General features: G+C 72.8%; 15 protein-coding genes. 14 read left to right on the top strand and 1 reads right to left on the bottom strand.

The features are described 5' to 3' along the window. Positions 1–13 precede the first annotated feature (13 nt). The 9 genes from ADK86_RS18510 to ADK86_RS18550 all read left to right on the top strand — a co-directional run bounded on the left by ADK86_RS18510 (position 14) and on the right by ADK86_RS18550 (position 11,233). On the top strand, positions 14–814 hold the full coding sequence (locus ADK86_RS18510) for an enhanced serine sensitivity protein SseB C-terminal domain-containing protein (RefSeq protein WP_053697568.1): 801 nt from the start codon (positions 14–16) through the stop codon (positions 812–814). Positions 815–1,369: 555 nt separating this feature from the next. Further along, on the top strand, positions 1,370–2,368 hold the full coding sequence (locus tag ADK86_RS18515; RefSeq protein ID WP_030592921.1) for an ABC transporter permease: 999 nt from the start codon (positions 1,370–1,372) through the stop codon (positions 2,366–2,368). 69 nt (positions 2,369–2,437) lie between these two features. Then, positions 2,438–4,186: an ABC transporter substrate-binding protein gene (locus ADK86_RS18520; protein ID WP_053697569.1), complete on the top strand. Its 1,749-nt coding sequence runs from the start codon at positions 2,438–2,440 to the stop codon at positions 4,184–4,186. 77 nt (positions 4,187–4,263) lie between these two features. Continuing rightward, positions 4,264–5,274, top strand: coding sequence for an ABC transporter permease (locus ADK86_RS18525; protein WP_053697570.1), 1,011 nt, complete (start codon positions 4,264–4,266; stop codon positions 5,272–5,274). Positions 5,275–5,366: 92 nt separating this feature from the next. After that, entirely contained in the window at positions 5,367–6,497 is a 1,131-nt protein-coding gene (locus ADK86_RS18530; protein ID WP_053697622.1) for an ABC transporter ATP-binding protein, read from the top strand. Further along, entirely contained in the window at positions 6,494–7,561 is a 1,068-nt protein-coding gene (locus tag ADK86_RS18535; protein ID WP_053697571.1) for an ABC transporter ATP-binding protein, read from the top strand. The genes ADK86_RS18530 and ADK86_RS18535 overlap by 4 nt, the downstream gene beginning before the upstream one ends. Positions 7,562–7,732: 171 nt before the next feature. After that, a complete protein-coding gene (locus ADK86_RS18540; RefSeq protein WP_053697572.1) occupies positions 7,733–8,533 on the top strand; it encodes a class I SAM-dependent methyltransferase in 801 nt (266 codons plus the stop codon). Positions 8,534–8,654: 121 nt separating this feature from the next. Then, entirely contained in the window at positions 8,655–10,058 is a 1,404-nt protein-coding gene (locus tag ADK86_RS18545) for a M1 family metallopeptidase (protein ID WP_053697573.1), read from the top strand. Between the two features lie 113 nt (positions 10,059–10,171). Beyond that, positions 10,172–11,233, top strand: coding sequence for an alpha/beta hydrolase (locus ADK86_RS18550; protein ID WP_053697574.1), 1,062 nt, complete (start codon positions 10,172–10,174; stop codon positions 11,231–11,233). Positions 11,234–11,248: 15 nt separating this feature from the next. Here ADK86_RS18550 and ADK86_RS18555 read toward each other — a convergent pair whose 3' ends face one another. Continuing rightward, on the bottom strand, positions 11,249–11,863 hold the full coding sequence (locus ADK86_RS18555; protein WP_053697575.1) for a trimeric intracellular cation channel family protein: 615 nt from the start codon (positions 11,861–11,863) through the stop codon (positions 11,249–11,251). A 140-nt stretch (positions 11,864–12,003) separates the two neighbouring features. Here ADK86_RS18555 and ADK86_RS18560 point away from each other — a divergent pair, with 140 nt between their 5' ends. The 5 genes from ADK86_RS18560 (at position 12,004) to ADK86_RS18580 (ending at position 21,869) form a co-directional block, all read left to right on the top strand. Beyond that, complete coding sequence (locus ADK86_RS18560; RefSeq protein ID WP_053697576.1) at positions 12,004–12,861, top strand: thioesterase family protein; 858 nt, start codon at positions 12,004–12,006, stop codon at positions 12,859–12,861. Positions 12,862–12,936: 75 nt separating this feature from the next. Further along, positions 12,937–13,359 (top strand): CU044_2847 family protein, encoded by a 423-nt coding sequence (locus ADK86_RS18565; protein WP_053697577.1) that lies wholly within the window; start codon positions 12,937–12,939, stop codon positions 13,357–13,359. 19 nt (positions 13,360–13,378) lie between these two features. Then, positions 13,379–15,616, top strand: coding sequence for a trypsin-like peptidase domain-containing protein (locus ADK86_RS18570; RefSeq protein ID WP_234345921.1), 2,238 nt, complete (start codon positions 13,379–13,381; stop codon positions 15,614–15,616). A gap of 35 nt (positions 15,617–15,651) precedes the next feature. Then, complete coding sequence (locus ADK86_RS18575) at positions 15,652–16,671, top strand: AAA family ATPase (RefSeq protein WP_053697579.1); 1,020 nt, start codon at positions 15,652–15,654, stop codon at positions 16,669–16,671. Beyond that, the gene (locus ADK86_RS18580) at positions 16,668–21,869 is read left to right on the top strand and encodes an SAV_2336 N-terminal domain-related protein (RefSeq protein ID WP_053697580.1); all 5,202 of its coding nucleotides are present in this window, start codon (positions 16,668–16,670) and stop codon (positions 21,867–21,869) included. The genes ADK86_RS18575 and ADK86_RS18580 overlap by 4 nt, the downstream gene beginning before the upstream one ends. Positions 21,870–21,878 lie beyond the last annotated feature (9 nt).

The raw sequence follows: 21,878 nt of genomic DNA on the forward strand, positions 1-21,878 counted from the left end.
AGGGACGGACCACGTGAGCGCGGGTGCGCATCAGGGAGCGGCTGCCGGGCAGGTCGAGCAGATGCTGCAGCAGGTCTCGCCCGGCCGGTACGACGCCTACGAGGCGCTGCTGCAGGCGCTCGCCGCCGGCCAGGTCTGGATGCTGCTCTGGCACGGCCAGCCGGGTTCGCCCGATGCGCAGTACGGCAACATGGAGGTCGACGGACTCGGCTACGCGCCGTGCGTGACCTCCGCCCCCGAGCTCGCCGCCAGCGGCTGGAACCGCGCCCACGAGGTCGTCTACGGCCGCGACATCGCGGCCACCCTCTTCCCGGACCGCTGGGGCCTGTGGCTGAACCCGCACGCCCCCGGCGGCGGTGTCGGCATCCCGTGGTTGGACCTGCGGCGTATCGCGGGCGGCCTGGACCGGCTGCCGGCCGGGCCGCTGCGGATCTCGGAACCGGCCATCGAGATCCCGCAGTTCTACGCCCTGCTGGGGCAGAACGCGCACCGCACGCCCGCCGTGCGCTCGCTGCGCCGGGCCTGGGTGCAGCCCGCCCTCGGCGCCCCGTACCTGGCCATCGGCCTCGACCTGTACGACACGGGCCAACCGGCCGTGGATTCGGTGCGGTTGATGATCCAGCAGTCCATCGGCGCGGTGCCGGAGGGACTGCCCGTCTCGACGGTCGCGATGAACGACGAGTACGACCCGGTCGGCATGTGGATGCGGGCCAACGCGCGGCCGTTCTTCGACCGGGACGCCTACGCGGCGGGCCCGGCACCCGCCCCGGCCCCGGCCCCCGCGTACGGCTACGGCTACCCGCGCCCGTACTGACCCCGGCGCACCGCCCCGGGCGTACCCCTCCCGCCGTACGCCCCGCTTCCCACCGGCCCCGCCCGTCCCGGTCCGGCCGGTTCCTCCTGCCTTCCGCCGGTGGCGTCCGGCTCCTGCCGGTTCCTCCCGGCCCGAAATGGCCTGCCCCGTCCGGTAGTTGGCCTCCGGTCCGGATCGCGCGCCCCGCTCAGTCGCGGCAGATGTCCGTATAACGGAAATCCGTGGTTCACATCACAGTTGCGCATCCATTCCCGGTCAGGGCTGGTGAGTGATCGCGAGTCGGATGAAGACTCCCGCAGCAGAGGGCTTCGGTCCCCGTCGTACGCGAGTTCCATCCGCTCGTCAGTCGCGTGACCTTCCGCGACGTTCGCACCATCGGCAACACCTGCAACACCTGTTCCTGCAACGCCCGCACTACCTGCACCAGTTGCTCCAGTTGTTCCAGAGTTCTCCCAGTTGCTTCAGATGCACCACTTGCACCAGTGATGTGAACCAGGCCGCGCAACCGCGGCGCGCATGGGCCGGCGGCGCCGGCCGAGAGGGGTCAAAGGCACCGTGACCGCACCGATCGAGACCACCGGGGCGGCTGCCGAGGCGCAGCCGGAAGCGGTGCTGCAAGGCGTCGAGGGCAAGAAGATCGAGGGCCGCTCGCTCGGGCAGATCGCCTGGCTGCGGTTCAAGCGCGACAAGGTCGCGGTAGCGGGTGCCATCGTTGTCATCCTGCTGGTCCTCGTGGCCGCCCTCTCCCGGCCGATCCAGGGCTGGCTGGGTCTGGACCCCAACAGCCCCAACCGGGACCTCATCGACCCCAACACCACCCTGCCCAAGGGCGACTTCGGCGGCATGAGCTGGGACCACCCGTTTGGCGTCGACCCCAAGTTCGGCCGCGACCTGTTCGCGCGGGTGCTGGAGGGCTCCTGGGTCTCGCTGATCGTGGCGTTCGGCGCCACGCTGCTGTCGGTGGCCATCGGCACCGTGCTCGGCGTGGTGGCCGGCTTCTACCGGGGCCGGGTGGACGCGCTGATCAGCCGGCTGATGGACGTCTTCCTGGCCTTTCCGCTACTGCTGTTCGCCATCGCCATCTCCGCCTCGCTCCAGGGCGGCGCCTTCGGGCTCGAAGGGCTGCCGCTGCACATCTCGGTCCTGATCTTCGTGATCGGTTTCTTCAACTGGCCCTACATGGGCCGGATCGTGCGGGCCCAGACGCTGTCGCTGCGCGAGCGGGAGTTCGTGGACGCCGCCCGCGGCATGGGCGCCCGCGGCCCGTTCATCCTCTTCCGGGAGCTGCTGCCGAACCTGGTGGGTCCGATCATCGTCTACTCGACGCTGCTGATCCCCTCCAACATCCTCTTCGAGGCGGCGCTGAGCTTCCTGGGCGTCGGCATCCAGCCGCCCCAGGCGTCCTGGGGCGGCATGCTCAACCAGGCGGTCAAGTACTACGAGGTCGACCCCCAGTACATGATCGTCCCCGGTCTCGCGATCTTCATCACCGTGCTGGCGTTCAACCTCCTCGGTGACGGCCTCAGGGACGCGCTCGACCCGCGCAGCCGCTGACCCGGCCGGGCGCGTCCGCCCGGCAGGCCCCACCCAAGTTTCCGACCAACGAAGGGGAAACCGACCATTATGCGAAGGTCAGTCCCGGTCGCGGCGATCGCGGCCCTCACCAGTGCGGGCCTCCTGCTGTCCGGCTGCAGCGGCAAGAGCTCGGGCGGTGGCTCCTCGGAGGCGAACGCCGCCACCAAGGGCATCGTCAACGCCTCGGACGAGAAGGGCGGCACGCTCACCTACGCGATGAGCGACGCACCCGAGTCCTACGACCCGGGCAACACGTACTACGCGTACGTCTGGAACTTCAGCCGCCTGTACGCGCGCCCGCTCACCACCTTCAAGCCGGGCCCGGGGCCCAAGGGCAACACGCTGACGCCCGACCTGGCGGAGTCGCTGGGCAAGGCCAGCGACGACAACAAGACCTGGACGTACAAGATCCGCAAGGGGCTCAAGTACTCCGACGGCAACCCGATCACGTCCAAGGACGTGAAGTACGCGGTGGAGCGCAGCAACTTCGCGCGCGACATCCTCTCGCTCGGCCCGAACTACTTCCAGACCTACCTCAAGGACAACGAGGGCGGCTACAAGGGCCCGTACAAGGACAAGAGCGAGGAGGGTCTGAAGTCCATCGAGACACCGGACGACCAGACCATCGTCTTCCACCTCAAGCAGCCGTTCGCCGAGTTCGACTACCTGGTCAGCGCCCCGCAGACGGCGCCGGTGCCGCGGGCCAAGGACAAGGGCGCGGACTACACCAAGAACATCGTCTCCTCCGGCAGTTACAAGTTCGACACCTACGAGGAGGGCAAGCAGGTCGTCCTCACCCGCAACCCGCACTGGTCGGCCGCGACCGACCCGCTGCGCAAGCAGCTGCCGGACAAGATCGTGCTGAAGATGAAGGTCGCCCAGTCCACGATCGACAAGGACCTGAAGGCGGGCAACACCCACATCGACATGGCGGGGCGCGGGGTGGACGCGCAGACCCAGGCCCAGCTGCTGACCGACTCGAAGGAGAAGGCCAACACCGACAACGCGCTCGGCCAGCGCCTGTCCTACGTGGCGATCAACTCCAAGGTCGCGCCGTTCGACAAGATCGAGTGCCGCAAGGCCGTGCAGTACGCGATCGACAAGAAGGCCGTGCAGACCGCGCTCGGCGGCCCGATCCGCGGTGAGATCGCCTCGACCGTGCTGCCCAGCGACCTCGCCGGGTACCAGAAGTTCGACCAGTACCCGCAGAAGTACAACGGTGAGAACCTCGACCTGACCGAGGCCAAGAAGCAGTGGCAGGCGTGCGGCGCCGGCAATGTGAGCACCGCCATCACCGCCCGCAGCGACCGCCAGGACGAGGTGGACGCGGCCACCGCGGTCGTCAACTCGCTGAAGAAGATCGGCATCAACGCCAAGATCCAGACCTACCCGAGCGGCAAGTACTTCTCGGACTACGCGGGCGTGCCGGAGTTCACCAAGAAGAACAACGTCGGTCTGATGATGATGCAGTGGGGCTCGGACTACCCGACCGGCTTCGGCTACCTGAACCAGATCGTCAACGGCAAGGCGATCCAGAAGTCCGGCAACTCCAACCTCTCCGAGCTGGACGACCCGACGATCAACAAGCTGCTCGACGAGGCCATCGCGACCAGCGACAAGGCGCAGCGGGAGAAGGACTACGCGGAGGTCGACAAGAAGACGATGGAGCAGTCCGTCATCGTCCCGCTGACCTACTTCAAGATCCTGCTGTACCGCTCGCCGAAGGCCACCAACCTGGTGTCCACCTCCGCCTACAGCGGTGAGTACGACTACCTCAACGTCGGCGTCAAGAAGTAGCAAGCCCGAAAGGCAGGTGAAGGCAAGGGCTTCCGCGGGCCGGCCGGGCCGGCCCGCGGTGCCGACGCCGCAGTCCCGTGTTCGCGTACATCATCCGCAGGTTGATCAGCGCCGTGATTCTGCTGCTGATCGTCAGCGCGGTCACCTTCGGCATCTTCTTCGTGCTGCCGAAGCTGGCCGGACAGACCGGCGACCAGCTGGCCGCGCAGTACATCGGAAAGGCCCCGTCGGCCGCGGACATCGCCGCGGTGAAGAAGAACCTCGGCTTGGACAAGCCGGTCTTCGTACAGTACTGGGACTTCCTCAAGGGCATCTTCGTCGGGATCGACTACAAGTTCGGTCCGGACGCCGCCACATGCAACGTGCCGTGCTTCGGCTACTCCTTCAAGACCCACCTGGAGGTCTGGCCGGAGATCCAGTCCCGGCTCCCGGTGACCATCTCGCTGGCCGCCGGCGCGGCCGTGGTGTGGCTGGTCTCCGGTGTCGCCACCGGTGTGCTCTCCGCGCTGCGCCCCGGGTCGGTCTTCGACCGGATGGCGATGGGCGTCGCGCTGGCCGGCGTCTCGCTGCCCATGTTCTTCACCGGCGCCCTGGCGCTGGCCCTGTTCACCTACCAGTGGCCGATCTTCGAGCGCAGCGACTACGTGCCGCTCTTCGAGGACCCGTTCCTGTGGGCGCAGACGCTGGTGCTGCCCTGGGTCACGCTGGCCTTCCTCTACTCCGCCCTCTATGCCCGCCTGACCAGAGCGAGCATGCTGGAGACGCTGAGCGAGGACTACATCCGTACCGCGCGCGCCAAGGGGCTGGGCGAGCGCAAGGTCGTGGTGCGCCACGGTCTGCGCGCGGCCCTCACCCCGATCGTCACGGTCTTCGGCATGGACGTCGGCCTGCTGCTCGGCGGCGCGCTGATCACCGAACAGGTCTTCTCCCTCAAGGGCGTCGGCGCGTTCGCCGTCGAGGCGATCAACGCCAACGACCTGCCGAACATCCTCGGCGTCACCTTGCTCGCCGCGTTCTTCATCGTCATTTGCAACCTGGTGGTGGACGTTCTGTACGCCGCCGTCGACCCGCGGGTGAGGCTGTCGTGACCGACTCCCCTGATTCCACCGCCGGCCACCGCGCCGGACCCTCCGCACCGGACACCACCACCGAGGGGCCGCCGTCCGCCGCCCCGTCCGACCTGACCAAGACCGGCGCCGCGGTCGGCGAACCGGCCCCGGCGGGAGCTAAGGCGCCCACGGCCTTCCTCGAAGTGCGCGACCTGAAGGTGCACTTCCCCACCGACGACGGCATCGTGAAGTCCGTGGACGGCCTGTCCTTCACCCTGGAGAAGGGCCGCACCCTCGGCATCGTCGGCGAGTCCGGTTCCGGCAAGTCCGTCACCTCGCTGGCGATCATGGGTCTGCACCGGGCCTCCCGGCAGCAGCGCAGCAAGGTGGACATGTCCGGCGAGATCTGGCTGGACGGCAAGGAGCTGGTCGGCGCCGACCCGGACGAGGTGCGCAGGCTGCGCGGCCGCGAGATGGCGATGATCTTCCAGGACCCGCTGTCCGCGCTGCACCCGTACTACACGGTCGGCAGCCAGATCGTGGAGGCGTACCGGGTCCACCACGCCGTGGACAAGAAGACCGCGCGCAAGCGGGCGGTCGAGATGCTGGACCGGGTCGGCATCCCGCAGCCCGACAAGCGGGTCGACGACCACCCGCACCAGTTCTCCGGCGGCATGCGCCAGCGCGCGATGATCGCCATGGCGCTGGTCAACAACCCCGAGCTGCTGATCGCGGACGAGCCGACCACCGCCCTGGACGTGACCGTGCAGGCGCAGATCCTGGACCTGATCCGGGACCTCCAGAAGGAGTTCGGCTCCGCGGTCATCATCATCACCCACGACCTGGGCGTGGTCGCCGAGCTGGCGGACCAGCTGCTGGTGATGTACGGCGGCCGGTGCATCGAGCGCGGCCCGGCGGAGAAGATCTTCTCCGCGCCGCAGCACCCGTACACCTGGGGCCTGCTGGGGTCGATGCCGCGCATCGACCGGGAGCAGACCGACCGCCTGATCCCGGTCAAGGGATCGCCGCCCAGCCTGATCAACGTCCCGTCCGGCTGCGCCTTCAACCCCCGCTGCCCGTACGCGGACGTCCCCGAGGACGACCTGACCCGCACGGTCCGCCCCGAACTGCGCCTGGTCGACGACGGGGGCACCCCCGCCCATGAGGGCGTAGCCGGCGGGGGAGGCCACTTCGCCGCGTGCCACATGGCGCCCGAGGAGCGGGCACGGATCTGGACCGAAGAGATTGCGCCGAAGCTGTGACCGAGACTGAAGAGACCGGCGTCGCGGCCGGCACGACGGACGAGAGCGCCGCGCCGCTGCTGCGGGTGCGCGGCCTGGTACGGCACTTCCCGATCACCAAGGGCCTGCTCAAGCGGCAGGTCGGCGCGGTGCAGGCGGTCGACGGCATCGACTTCGAGGTGCGGCCGGGGGAGACCCTGGGCGTGGTCGGCGAGTCCGGCTGCGGCAAGTCGACGATGGGCCGGCTGATCACCCGGCTGGACGAGCCGACCGGCGGCACCATCGAGTTCGAGGGGAAGGACATCACCCATCTGCCGCCGGGCAAGCTGCGCCCGATGCGCCGCGACGTGCAGATGATCTTCCAGGACCCGTACGGGTCGCTGAACCCGCGGCACACCATCGGCGGCATCGTCGGCACCCCCTTCCGCCTCCAGGGCGTCGAGCCCGAGGGCGGCCTGAAGAAGGAGGTGCAGCGGCTGCTGGAGCTGGTGGGGCTGAGCCCGGAGCACTACAACCGCTATCCGCACGAGTTCTCCGGCGGCCAGCGGCAGCGCATCGGCATCGCGCGGGCGCTGGCCCTCAAGCCCAAGCTGGTCGTCGCCGACGAGCCGGTCTCCGCGCTGGACGTCTCCATCCAGGCGCAGGTCGTCAACCTGATGGACGACCTCCAGGACGAACTGGGCCTGACCTACGTCATCATCGCCCACGACCTGTCCGTCATCCGGCACGTCTCGGACCGGATCGCGGTGATGTACCTCGGCAAGATCGTGGAGCTGGCGGACCGCAAGTCGCTGTACGAGGCGCCGATGCACCCGTACACCAAGGCGCTGCTGTCCGCCGTGCCGGTGCCCGACCCGAAGCGGCGCACCCAGCGCGACCGCATCCTGCTCAAGGGCGACGTGCCCTCGCCGATCGACCCGCCCTCCGGCTGCCGGTTCCGTACCCGCTGCTGGAAGGCGACCGAGGTGTGCGTGACCACCGAGCCGCCGCTGGTGGCGCTGCGCACGGGGCACGAGGTGGCCTGCCACCACCCGGAGAACGCGCCGGACGGCGTACGGGACGGCGAGCCCGTGAAGACCGCCTGAGGCGGCGCGGCCGGGCCGGGAGGCCGGTGCGGGGCGGTGGCAACCGCTGCCCCGCACCGGCCTCCCGGCGTTCCCGTACCGGCCTTGACCGGCGGGTTTGCCGACCATAGATTCGAGCGCGCCCCGGCGGCACACGGCCACCCGCCGGCCGCCCCCACGAGAGGTGGAATCTTGTCCGCGCAGCCCGAAGGCCCGGCCCCCGACCCCGCGCTGACCGCTTACGAGGCGGTCGCGGCGGACTACGACACCATCGTCGAGGACCCGTATCTGCTGCGCTGGATCACCTTTTACCGCAAGCTCGTCGAGCGGTACGGCCCGGCCGGTACCCGGCTGCTGGACGCGGGGTGCGGCACCGGGCGCGGGACCCTGGCCCTGCGCGACCGCTTCGGGTACACGGTCACCGGCTGCGACCTCTCACCGCAGATGATCGAGGCGGCACGCGCCAAGCCGGAGGCGAAGGGGGTGCCCTTCCACGTCGCCGACCTGCGGGACATGCCGGACCTCGGCCCCTTCGACATCGTCACGTGCATGGGTGAGCCGCTGGCCTACCTGTCCGGCGAGGAGCTGGCCACCGCCTTCGCGGGGCTGGGACGGCAGCTGGCGGACGACGGTGTGCTGGTCTTCGACATGACCACGCTGGGCAGCTTCCGGCGTGACTACGCGGTGACGAAGGTGGCGGACCGGGACGGCCGGTTCGACGTGTGGCGCGGCGGGCCCGTACCGGTGGAGCCGGACACCGTCGTGGACGTCACCCACGACTACTTCGCGCGCACCGGCGAGGACACCTGGCGCCGGATCTCCTCCCGGCACCTCTACCACCACCACTCCGACGCCACGGTGCGCCGGCAACTGGCCGCTGCCGGTCTGCGGCTGATCGCGGCGCACGGTGTCGAGGGCCGCAAGCTCACCGACGTACCGGACGAGGACGCCTGCCGGAAGATCCTCTACGTGGCCGGAAAACAGTCTGAGTGAAGCGTCAACTGTTCAGCTGGGCATGACGAGTTGGCAAAGTCCGGAGTGAAAAACGACAGAAGAGTGCAGAGTCGGCGCGGTTGTGCATCGGACGACATCCGTGTGTTCGAAGGGACGGCTCATGGCACTCTCCCGTTCAGCACGTCGCTCCGCCCGTCTGCTCCCCCTCGCCACCGCGGTGGCCGCGGCCTTCACCCTGGCCGCGGCCCCCGCCGCCTCGCCCGGCGCCCCGGGCGTCGGCGACCCGTACTTCCCGAACCTCGGCAACGGCGGCTTCGACGCCCTGCACTACGACCTCGGCGTCAGCTACGAACCCGCCACCGGCCGCCTCGACGGCCGCACCGAACTGACCGCCCGCGCCACCCAGGACCTCACCTCCTTCGACCTCGACCTCCAGAAGCTGGAGGTCACCTCGATCGAGGTGGACGGCAGACGCGCGAAGTTCACCCGCTCCGGCGACGAGATCGTCATCACGCCGGAGCACCCCCTCGAAGAGGGCGAGCGCTTCACCGTCGAGGTCGTCTACGGCGGCGTGCCGCTGCCGCTCGGCGGGCCCATCGTCTTCGGCTCCGACTACGGCTGGATGAAGACCGCCGACGGGGTCTTCGTCGCCTGCGAGCCCAACGCCGCCTCCACCTGGTTCCCCTCCAGCGACCACCCGGGCGACAAGGCCACCTACGACATCCGCATCGACGCGCCCGAGGGCCTGACCGGCGTCTCCAACGGGCGGCTGGTGGACGCGTGGGACGAGGACGGGCGCTCGTACTTCCACTGGCGCGAGCGCAAGCCGATGGCCACATATCTGGCGACCGCCACCATCGGCAAGTTCGATGTCCGTACCGGCACCACCCCCGGCGGCATCCCGATCTACGTCGCCACCGACCCGAAGCTGCCCACCGGCACCGTCGACGTCTACGGCATCACCGCCGCGGTGACCGACCACTGGTCCAAGGTCTTCGGCCCGTACCCCTTCGAGGAGACCGGCGCGATCGTCGACGACATGCCGCAGGCGGGCTTCTCCCTGGAGACCCAGAGCAAGCCGATCTACTCGGCCGTCCGCAGCGAGTCGACCATCGCCCACGAGATCGCCCACCAGTGGTTCGGCGACTCGGTGACCCCGCGCGACTGGCAGCACATCTGGCTCAACGAGGGCTTCGCCTCGTACGCGCAGTGGCTGTGGGACGAGCACAAGGGCACCCGCAGCGCGCACGACGCCTTCCGCGCGGCGTACGCGGCCCGGCCCGCCGAATCCGACTTCTGGAAGATCAGGATCAGCGACCCGCAGCGGGACACCATGTTCGCGCAGGCGGTCTACACGCGCGGTGCGATGACGCTCCAGGTGCTCCGCGAGCGCATCGGCGACCGGGCGTTCTTCCGGCTGCTGCCCGCCTGGACGAAGCTGCACCGCTACGGCAACGCGGAGACCCGGCAGTTCATCGCGCTGGCGGAGAAGATCTCCGGACAGCAGCTCGACGACCTCTTCCACACCTGGCTCGACACGACCGGCAAGCCGGCCCTGCCCTGACACGCGGGGCGCCCCAGGGCGGGAACGGCGCGGCACGCCGCCCCGCCCCCGGGGTACGGCGCGCCGTGTCCCGTACCGTTGATCGAGGTACGAGCGGTGGAAGGGGACGCCGAATGAGCCTGACCGGAACCCCGTTCTTCGTGGTGCTGCTGATCGCGACGGTCCTCGCGGTCCTCGCCACGCTGGTCCTGTGGGGCCGGGTCCGCGGGCCGCAGCCGGTGCGCTGGCTGGCCCGGATCATCCTGATCGGCCTGTGTCAGCTCACCGCCATCTGCGTCGTCGCGGTGGCCATCAACAACAGCTACGGCCTCTACGCCTCCTGGGACGACCTGCTGGGCACCGAGCAGGACGCGGTGGCGATGCCCGGGCCGCCGGTCGGACGCGCCAAGTTCAACGAGGGCCCCAACGGCATCAAGGACACGTACTTCCGCGGCGCCAAGTCGCAGCTGTCGGGGCAGGTGATGGTCTGGACGCCGCCGCAGTACGACGACCCGGCGTACCGGAAGACGAAGTTCCCGGTCGTGATGCTGCTGCACGGCGTGCCCGGCTCCCCGCAGTCCTGGCTCGAACAGGGCGGCATGCCCGGCGACCTCCAGCAGCTCGTCGAGGGCAACGCGGCGCACCCCTTCATCCTCGCCATGCCCGTCGTCAACCCGGGCAGCGTGGACACGGACTGCACCGACATGCCGAACCACAAGACCGCCACCTGGCTCGCGACCGATGTCACGGATCTGATCAGCCACCACTTCCGTACCGCGTCCGGTCCGAAGAACTGGGGCCTGCTGGGCTTCTCCACCGGCGGGTTCTGCGCGGCCAAGCTGCCGTTGCAGTACCCGAAGAAGTTCGGCGCCGGCGTGGCCTTCGACCCCGATCCGCTGACCGGCGACCCGGACGTGCTCACCGACCCGGCGCTGCGGCAGCGCAACAGCCCGCAGTGGCTGGTCCGCCACGCCAAGGCCGATGTCGGCCTGTTCCTGGCCACCTCGGCCCAGGACCCGATCAGCCCGCCCGCCAACATCGAACGCCTCAAGAAGGCCGCCGAGGGCACGCCCACCCGGGTCAGGACGCTGGTCCTGCCGACCGGCGGCCACAACTACGGGACGTGGACGCGGATGTATCCGGCGGCGTTCGGGTGGCTGAGCGAGGAGCTGGACGTGCCCCGGCCGTCGGCGTAGCGGGGCCGGGACCGATCACCGCGGTTTCAGCTGCTGCGGCCGCGGCAGGTGGAAGCCGAAGTAGACGGCCGCCATCCGCAGCGCGAAGACCAGGCCGGCGGAGACCACGGCGGCCACGTCCGCGCGGACGTGGAGGTGGTGGAGGCCCAGGTAGGAGGCGGCGCCCGCGAGGGCGGCGATGGCGTAGACGTCCTCGCGCAGGAGCAGGGGCGGGAATTCGCCGCACAGCACGTCGCGGATGACCTCGCCGACCACGCCGCTCATCACCGCGAGGATGAGCACCGCCAGCGGGGTCGCGCCCGCGGCGATGGCGGCGCGGGCGGCGATGACCGTGACGACGGAGAGTCCGATCGCGTCGACGACGAGCAGGGATTTGCGGGGGAGCTGCCAGTAGCGCAGATAGACGATGGTGCCCACGCTGACGCAGATGATCAGGGTGAGCAGGACCCAGTCGTGGGTCCAGTAGAGCGGGTGGTCGTCGAGGATCAGGCCGCGCAGGGTGCCGCCGGCGGTGGCGGCGGCGAACGCCAGCACCAGACCGCCGAACGGGTCCATGTTGGCGCGGTACGCGGCCAGCACCCCGCTCGCGGCGAAGGCCGCGATGCCGACCAGGTAGAGCACGTGAAGCATGGGGGCATGATCTCAGGCCACCGGGCCGGGCCGCGCGTCCGCGGCGGTGAGGGCGGGCCGGTGGGTCCGGTCGCGCGGCGCCGGAGGTTGAAGAAGAAAGGGTCTACCGACCGGTAACAAATCCGTGTAGCGTGCCACGCATGGCACAGGTGACCATAGGCAACAGCGAATTCGACCGCGACACGGCGGTCGTCCGCCGGGCCCCCGGGCACTACGAGGCCGACCTCTCGGCCGGCTGGACGATCATCCACGCGGTCAACGGCGGCTACCTGCTCGCCCTCATGGGCCGGGCCCTGGGCGACGCCCTGCCGCACCCCCACCCCTTCTCGGTCACCGCGCACTACCTGACCGCCTCCGTCCCCGGCCCGGCCGTCATCCGCACCGAGACCGTGCGCACCGGCCGCACCCTGTCCACCGGCACCGCCACCCTCGTCCAGTTCGAGGAGGACGGCACCGAGGTGGAGCGGCTGCGGGTGCTCGCCGCGTACGGCGACCTCGACGCGCTCGACGACGACGTACGCACCACCGCCAAACCGCCCGCCATCCCGCCGTACGAACACTGCCTCGGTACCGACAGCGCCCCCGAAGGCCAGTCGCCCATCCCCGGCAGCACCGCCATCACCGACCGGCTCACCATCCGGCTGGACCCGGCGACCTGCGGCTGGGCCGTCGGCGCACCCTCCGGGAACGGCGAGATGCGCGGCTGGTTCGGGCTCGCCGACGGCCGCGACCCCGACCCGCTCTCGCTGCTCCTGACGGTCGACGCGCTGCCGCCCACCGCCTTCGAGATCGGCCTGACCGGCTGGGTCCCCACCGTCGAGCTGACCACCCACATCCGCTGCCGCCCGGCCCCGGGACCGCTGCGCGTCGCCATCACCACCCGCAACCTGGCGGGCGGCTTCCTGGAGGAGGACGCGGAGGTCTGGGACAGCGCGGACCGCCTCGTCGCCCAGTCCCGCCAGCTCGCCCGCGCGCCGAAGCCCGCCGCGGCGGCGTGACCGCCGGAGGCGCCCGCGGGAACCGCCTGTTCCAAAGGGGGCGCGCAGGCCAGGGCGACGTGCCAGACTGATCACATGGGGGACATGCCACTGCCACTGAGCATCGACGAAGACACGGTTGTCTGGCTGCACTTGACACCGACCGGCGCGGGCGGCCAGGCGCTGCCCGACGGGGCGCCGGCCGGGAAGCCCGACGACGCGGAGCTGGAACTGCCCGACGGCTACGGCAGCGCCCGGCCGGTCAGCGTGGACGGACGGGTCGCCCGGGCGCTGACCCGGGGCGGCGAGGCGCTGGAGGGCGCGCTGCGCCCGCTCGGCTCCGTCCTGGGCAGCATCCACCGCTCGCTGGCCAACGGGGATCACCGGCCGGACGAGGTCACGGTGGAGTTCGGGGTCACCCTCGGCTCGGACCTGAGCCTGGGGGTCTTCTCCGGCAACGGCGAGGCCAGCTTCAAGGTCTCCGCCACCTGGAACACCGGCAGCGGCAGTACGACCTGAGGACGGCGTGGTGTCCGGCGTGGATCAGCCGCTGTACCGCTCCTTCGTATCGGTCCGCGGCGACGGACGGGCCGTCGGCGCGGGTGTGCTGGTCAGCGACGATCTCGTACTGACCTGCGCGCATGTCGTCAACAGCGCGCTGGGCCGGGACCGTTACGAGCAGGCGATGCCGGGGCCGGGCCACACCGTCCGCGTCCGGCTGCCGCACGTCGCGCCCGACCGCGAGCTGACCGCCCACGTAGAGCCTGCCCTGTGGAGCCCGCCGCGCGCGCCGGGCGGCAGCGGGCCCGTGCCGCCCGGCGCGCTGCTCTACCACGGCGACCTGGCCGTGCTCCGGCTTCCGGGCCCCGCGCCCGCCGGAGCCGAACCGGCCCCCTTCCTCCCGCACGCCTACGGCAACGAGGTCATCGCCCTGTGGGCCAGCGGCCACCCGCTGCCCACCGTGCGCGCGGTGCCCCGGGTCTCCGCGCCGCCCTGGGTGGCGCTGGACGTGGTCGGCGGCACGGAGGTCAAGGAGGGGTTCAGCGGCGGGCCGCTGTGGGACCGCGAGCGGCAGGCCGTCGTCGGCATCGTGGTGGCCGACCTCCAGACCGCGGCCGGCGCCCGCACGGCGAACCGGCCCCCGGCCGCCGCCACGCTGTACGCGATCAGCGTCCCCGCCATCGAGGCCGAACTGGCCGAGCTGCCGCCGCCCGTGGTGCCCACCGCCCGGCGCGGCGTCCAGCAGCTGCTGGCCGTGCTGGAGACCGTACTGACCACCCCGGACCTGGTCATGCGCTGCGAGGAACTGCTCGCCTCCCGGCTGGGGCGCCCGTCCCGCGGCCTCGGCGCCGACCTCGACCGGCTGGTCGGCCTGGCCGTGGGCGTCCGGCGCGGCGTGCCCGAACTCCTCCAGGCCGTACGCGAAGTGGCGCCGGACGGCAGCGGCCCGCAGTGGGAGCGGCTGCGCAAGGTGGCCCGCACGGTCAGCCCCGGCGAGTGCCTGACCCACGGCCAGCGGCGCGGCCTGACCGGCCTGCTGGCGCAGTGCGTCCGCACGGACCCCCGCGCGTTACTGGACACCGTCCTGCCGCACGCCATCGAACTGCCCGCGGTGACCGGCCTGGCCGACGCCCTCGATGTCCTGGAGGGCTACGAGGCGCCGGGCGACCAGCTGATGCCGCCGCTGCTCCAGGGCGTGGTGCGCATCGGTGTGGAGGAGGGCGAGGCGGCCCCGGACCTGGCGGAGGACCTGGCGGCCTGGGCGCAGCGCGCCGCCGCCCGGCTCGGGGTGGACATGGCCGCCGTACGGCAGTACACGGCCGATGTGCGGGACCACCACGCCGAGCGCGCGCGGGCCGTCGCGACGGAGCACCGGGCCGCCGCCCGCGGTCACCACGAGCAGCGGGCGGGCACCTGGGCGGGGATCGGCAGCGCCGCCGTGACCATGACGCCCCGGCCGAACGGCACGGCCCCGGCCGCGCACCGCAACGGCACAGGGCTGTCGAAGGTGCCCCGCGTCCAGGTGGAGCTGCTGCCCGCCGCCACCGGGCGGCACTACACGTACCAGGTGTGGGCCTGGAGCGGCGGCGACGCCCCGCACGTCCTCGTCCTCGCCCAGGACGCGGAGGTGACCAGCGAACAGGTCGTGGACGACATCCACCGCGTCCTGGTCAACGAGATCCGTGAGGACCCCGAGCCCGCGCTCGTCGAGTTCTTCCTGCCCGCCGCCTGGCTCGGCCTGCCGGTGGACCGCTGGGAGTCCTTCGACAGCGACGAGGACGGCCCCTTCGAACTGGGCTTCACCCGCCGGGTGGTGATCCGCACCGCCCGGCGCTCCCGCGAGAGCTACGCCGGGTGGAAGCGGCGCACCGCCGCCCTGGACGGCGCCCGCAGCCTGGTCCTGGACCACGGCGCCACCGACCGCAAGGTGGCCCGCGCCCGGCTGGAGATGCAGCCCGAGGTGGGCACGGTCATCGTGTGCTGCGAGCCGCGCCACCACGGGACGCTGCTGCGCCAGTGCGTCCAGGCGGGCGTGCACACCGTCCTGTGGCACCGCGAGGAGCACGGCGAGAACGTCGCCGCGGGCCTGCTCGAACTGGTCGAGGGCGGGCACCACACCCAGCTGCCCGAGACGGTGCGCCTGGAGCGGGCCAAAGCGGTCGCCGAGGCCGCCTCGACGCACCACCGGGGACGGCAGCTGTCCCTGATGTACGACGCGCCCGACCACCGGCCACCGCAACTGGCCCCGGACGCCTGGGTCCTGACCCAGCCGTGACGCAGCAAGCGAGCGAGGACGAAGGAGAACGACCCGTGGCCCGAGAGAGCACACCCGACCACGGCCCGGGAGCCGGGCCGGAGCCCGAGGGCTGGTGGGTGTTCCGCGGTCCCGCACCGCTGCCCGCGGCGCCCCCGTGGCGCTACTTCGCCGCCGCGCGCAGAAGGCCCGAGGCGCCCGCGCCGTATCTGATGGACCGCAACGAGGTGTCCGTCGTCAACGCCGCCCTCCACCTGCACCGCCCGCTGCTGGTCACCGGCCGCCCCGGCACCGGCAAGAGCTCGCTGGCCCGCGCCATCGCCGCCGAGCTGGGTCTCGGCGACGTGCTGCGCTGGTCCGTCAACAGCCGCTCCACCCTCGCCGACGCGCTCTACCGCTACGACGCGGTGGGCCGGCTGCGCGAGGCGTCGCTGCGCCGCGAGCGGGAGGCCGCCCGTACGGCACCGCGCCGCCTCAAGGACCACCGCGGCGCCTTCACCACCGACATCGGCCACTATCTGCGCCTGGGCCCGCTGGGGACGGCGCTGGCCGCCACCGACCGGCCGCGGGTGCTGCTCGTCGACGAGCTGGACAAGTCCGACATCGACCTGCCCAACGATCTGCTGGTGGTCCTGGAGGAGGGCGAGTTCGAGATCCCGGAGCTGGCCCGGCTGTCCGAGCAGCACCAGGACGTGCACGTACTGACCGACGGCAGCCGGGAGCGGGTGCGCGTGCACCGCGGCGTCGTCTCCTGCGCGCACTTCCCGGTCGTGGTGATGACCAGCAACGGCGAGCGGGAGTTCCCGCCCGCCTTCCTGCGCCGCTGTGTCCGCCTGGACCTGCCCGACCCGACGCCCGAGCGGCTGCGCGACATCATCGCCCACAACCTGGGCCCGGCCGCGCTCGCCGAGGCCGAGGACCTGATCGACGGCTTCCTCCAGCGCTCCAAGACCGAGACGCTGGCGACCGACCAGCTGCTGGCCGCGGTCCATCTGCGGATCACCGGTGCCGACCTGACCAAGGACGAGCTGCTCTCCGCGGTCATGCACCGCCTGGACGAACCCATGTCGCCATGATCGACCGGCTGCGGCAGGTTCTCGCCGGGCAGGGCTACGACCTGGGGGCGCACGAGCTGCTGGACGTCCTGTGGCTGGCCCGCGCGGTGCGCGAGGGGGAGCGGCGGCAGGCCGCGGCCGAGGAGGAGTCCCGGGCGGACGCGGGCCCGTCCGGGGGCGACGACGATGGCACGGGGCCGGCGGCGGAGGACGCGGCGGAGACGGGCGCGGAGGACGGAGGAACTGACGGCCCGGATACGGCGCGGAGCGAGCCGGAGACCGACGGGGCCGAAATGGCGCCGGGCGGCGACCGCGCCACCGTCCTGCCGGCGCAGCGCTCCCTGTACGCGATGGGCAGCGAGGGCGGCAGCGCGCGCAGCCGCCGCGCACGCCCCGCGCGGGCGCCCGGCCGCCGCGCCCTCGCCCGGCCCCAGCACCTGTCCCGCGCGCTGCGCCCGCTGCGCCGGTTCCAGCCGCACCCGCACCGGCGCGTCACCGACGTGGAGGCGACCGTACGGCTCGCCGCGGAGACCGCGCTGTTCGACGTGGTGTCCCGGCCGGACCTCGAACACCGCTGGTCCGCCGTCCTGTTGGTGGACGACGCGCCCTCGATGCAGGTGTGGAGCCAGCTGGCCGGCGAACTGCGCGCGGTGCTGGACCGCAGCGGCATCTTCCGGAGCGTCCGCGTGTGCGCCCTCGATCCCCGGAAGATGGCCGTCCTGGGGCGCCTGCCGTGGGCCGCGGGCCCCACCCTGACGTTCGTCCTCACCGACGGCACGAGCCCCGGATGGCGGACCCCCGACGCGGCGCGCGCGGTGCGCGGCTGGGGGCGGTACGGGCCGGTGGCGGTGCTCCACCCGCTGCCGCGGCGGCTGTGGCGCGGCACCGCGCTGGACGCCCAGCCCCGGCTGCTGACCTCGCCCGTCGAGTTCGGCGGGCCGGACCGGACCACCGTCCTGGACCCGCTGACCGGCGAGCCGGACCCGGAGGCCGAGGAGCCGGGGACGGTGGCGCTGCCGGTGGTCCCGCTGACGCCCGGCGGGCTCGGCCAGTGGACCGCGCTGCTCACCCGCCCCGGCGTCCCGCACCTGGTGGACACGGTGCTGCTGGGCGAGGACCCGGAGCAGGACCCGCCGCGGCCCGCCGGGTCGGCCGAGGAGCTGGTCGCCCACTTCCGCGGCGCGTTCTCGCCCGAGTCCTACCGGCTGGCCGTACGCCTCTCCGCGATCAACCCGCTCACCGTCCCGTTGATGCAGCTGGTGCGGGCCGCCACGATGACCGACGCCGGGCCCACCCAGGTCGCCGAGATCCTCCTCGGCGGACTGCTGGAAAGCGTCACCGACCCGCGCCGGGCGCCCGCCCTCGGCCCGCTCGACGGCCTGCTGGGCGCCGGTGCCGGGCAGCCGGTCTACGACTTCCGCCCCGGCGTGCGCGAACTCCTCTTCAGCGGCCTGGGCACCCAGCAGTCCCTGGCCGTCGTCGAGGCGGTCGGCCGTGCCCTGGAGCCGCACATGGGCCGGCTGCCCGACTTCCCCGCGCTGGTCGCCGACGAGACCGGGGAGCTGCGGCTCCAGGAGTCGGCGCAGGCGTTCGCCGTACTGGCCAGCCCGGTGCTGGAGCGGCTGGGCGGCGGGGCGGCGGCCGGGGCGCCCGGGGCCGGTGTGGTGGCCGGGCCGTACGCCACGGCCACCGCGGAGGCGGCCGATACGGACACGGAACCGCAGCCGCCGGGCGAGGCAGCCGCCGGGCCCGCCGCCCGCTCCCGCCCGCCCGTACCGGTCCTGCCCGCCGACGAACCGCGCGAGCCGCTGCGCGCCACCCTCCTCGGACCGGTGGCGCTGTGGCGGGGGAACCAGCGGATCGAGGTGCCGGCCCGGCTGGACCGCACGCTGCTCGCGGCCCTCCTGCTGCACCACGAAGACGTGGCCTCCGACGCCGAACTGCTCGGTGTCCTCTGGGGCGGTGACCCGCCGCGCGGCGCCCGCGCGTCGCTGGACCACAGCGTCGCCCGGCTGCGCAAGGCGCTCGGCGAGGACGAACACATACTGGCCCGTGAGCGCGTCGGCTACGCCCTGCGCGGCGACGCCGGCACCGAACTCGACGTGGACCTGGAGCGCGCCGAGGAGTACCAGCGCGCCGCCCGCGCCGCCGGCGAGGAGGGCGACTGGGCCCGCGCCCGTACGCTGCTCGACGCGGCCATCGGCCTCTGGCAGGGGGAGCCCCTGGGCGGTCTGACCGGCCCGTACGCGCAGTCCGAACGGCTCCGGCTGACCGAGTGGCGGCACACCCTGGTCGAGGACCGCATCGAGATCGATCTGCGGCTGGGCCACTACGCCCGCGCCCAGGCGGAGCTGGCCGAACTGGTCGCCCGGTACCCGTCCCGCGCCCGCCTGACCGAACTGCTGGCGCGCGCGTGGGGCTGGGGCGGGACGGAGCGGGCGGACGCGTCCGCCCGGGACGGGGCACCGGCCCGGCCGGAGCGCGAACCGCTGCGCATCACCGTGCTCGGGCGGGTGCGGATGCACCGCGGGGACACGGCTCTGGCGGTCGGCTCCCCGCAGCAGCGGGCGCTGCTGGCCGTGCTCGCGCTGCGCGGTGGCCGCGCCGCCTCCGTGGACGACCTGACCGAGGCCGTGTGGGGCGACGAGCCGCCGCGCGCGGCGCACGCGGCCCTGCGCACCTACGCGTCCCGGCTGCGCAAGGCCCTCGGCCCGGACTCGGGCGTCCTGGTGAGCGAGGGCGGGGGATACGCACTGCGGCCGTACGGCGGTACGGACATAGTCGTGGACCTGCGCCACGCCGAGGAACTGGCCGCGACGGCCGCCGAGGCGCGCGCCGCCCACGACTGGGAACGCGCCTGGGAAGCGCTGGACTCGGCCGTCGCCCTGTGGCGGGACGGCGAGCCCCTGGCGGGTCTGTCCGGCCCGTACCTGGCCGCCGAGTCCCGGCGGCTGACCGACTGGCGGCGCACGCTGATCGAGGACCGTACGGAAGTGGAACTCCGGCTCGGCCGCCACGCCGCCGCCGAAGAGGCGCTGACCTGGCTGCTCTACCTGGACCCCGCCCGCAAGCGGACCCGCGAACTGCTCGCCCGCGCCCTGGCCCACGACGAGCCGGTCTCCCTGGGCCTGCGCAGCATGCTGCGGGCCGGCCGGTACGGGCCCCGGCAGGAGCGGGCGGGCGGCCGGCGCGCCGAGGCACGGCAGCTGACGGAGCACCTGTCCCGGGAGGACGACACGGCGCGGACCGCCTGCGTCGTCTCCGGTGGCGCGGGCGTCGGGAAGACGAGCCTGGCGGCCCAGGTGACCGACGCGTTGCAGGAACGCTTCCCGGACGGACGGCTGTACGCGATCATGCCGGCGGCCGGCGACCCGGAAGCGGCGGTCGCCCACCTGGCCGGTGCGCTGCTGCGGCAACTGGGCCTGCGGGCCGCCGAGATCCCCGAGGACCCCGCCGAACGCCTCGCGTTCTACGGGACGGTGGTCCATGGCCGTCGCCTGATCGTCGTCCTGGACGAGGTGCGCGACGTGGAGCCGGTCCTTCCGCTGCTCCCGGAGTCGCCGGGGGCCGCGCTGGTCATCGGCCGCAACCGGCCGCCGGCCGGCCTGCCCGGGGTGCTGTCCCTGCATCTGGAGGCCATGAGCACGGCCGACGCGCTGGAACTCCTCGCGCTGCGGGTGGGGGAGGAGCGGGTGGCCGCCCGCCGGGCGGTGGCGCGCGCGGCGCTCGAAGCGTGCGGCTGCTCGGAGGCCGCGGTCGACGCGGTGGCGGCGGAACTGATGCTGGAGGGCGGGACGGACCGCACGGCGGCCGAGGCCCTGATCACCGCCACCGCGCTGCGGCTGACCCACGACCTCGCCCCGCCCGCGCTCGCCGCCTTCCGGCTGCTGGCGCTGCCGGACTGCCCCGACCTGTCCGCGAGCGCCGTGGCCGCCCTCACCGGCACCGACCTCGCCGACGCCCAGGCCCACCTGACCACCCTGGCGCGGACCGGCCTGGTCAAGGTCCCGGCGCCGGGCCGCTACCGGCACCGCGAAGCGCTCGCCTCCTTCGCGTACGAGAACCTGACCGCCCACACCTCACCGGCGGAGCGCCGAACCGCGCTGTCCCGGCTGCTGGACTGGTACCTGGTCACGGCCCTGCGGGCGTACGCCCTCGACGCGCCCTACGCGCCCCTGCTGCAACAGGTCGCCGCCACCGGAACCTCCGTCACCTCCCTGCCTCTCGCCGACCGCCGGGCCGCGGCGGACTGGTGGGCGGCGGAGGGCACCGGGGCGCTGTCCGTGGTGCGGCAGACCGCGGAGCTGCTGTCCGACGGGCACGCCGCCCGCGGCGCCGATGTGCTGCTCCTGCTCGCGCCGCTGCTGGGCACGGGGCGGCACACGGAGCCGTACGAGGCCGCGGCGCGGGCGGCGGCCGACCGGGCCGCCGCCGACCACGACCGGCGTGCGGAGGGGCGCGCCCGGCTGGCGTGCGCCCGCGCCTGTCTGACGGCCGAGCGGTTCGACCGGGCGGACGACGAGGCCCGCCGCGCGTACCGGCTCGGGCTCGACGCGGGCGACCCGGTGACCAGCAGCCGCGCCCCGCTGGTGCGCGGCGCGGCGGCGTTCGCGCTCGGCAGGAGCGATGTCGAGCAGCACTTCACCCTGGCCATGAGCCACTGTCAGGTGCAGGGCGACCGGCTCGGCGAGGCCGCGGTGCTGGTGGAGCGGTCCCGGCTGCACGGAGGCGGCCGTGCGGCGGACCGCGACATCGAACTCGCCGAGCGGGCCGTGCGGATCTTCCGGTCGGCCGGGCAGGGCCACCGCCTCGGCACGGCCCTGTACTTCCTCGCCGTCGCCCGGGCGAGCACGGGCAGCCACGAGAAGGCGCTGGAGGCCCTGGAAGAGGCGCTGCCCGTCTTCGAGGCGGCCGGGCAGCGGCTCTGGGCGGGCCTGGCGCAGCTCCGGACCGCCGAGTCGCTGCTCGCCGTCGCTCCCGCCAAGGACGCGGTCCAGGCGGCGGGGGCCGCGGTGCGGCTCCTCGGGGAGCTGGGCGACAACCGGCGGTGGGCCGACGGACTCACTTTGCTGGGGCATGCGTACGACGCTTCCGGGGATGCCGAGCAGGCGCATGCATGCTGGGACCGGGCGGCCGGACTGTACGAGACGACGAACGAGACGGTCCCGCGCGCCCGGCAGCGCACCTCTCCGCTGGAACCGGGCGCGGCGGGGGCGTAGCGCGGCCCC

The sequence above is a fragment of the Streptomyces sp. NRRL F-5755 genome (genome assembly GCF_001279365.1).
Classification (GTDB): Bacteria; Actinomycetota; Actinomycetes; order Streptomycetales; family Streptomycetaceae; genus Streptomyces; species Streptomyces rimosus.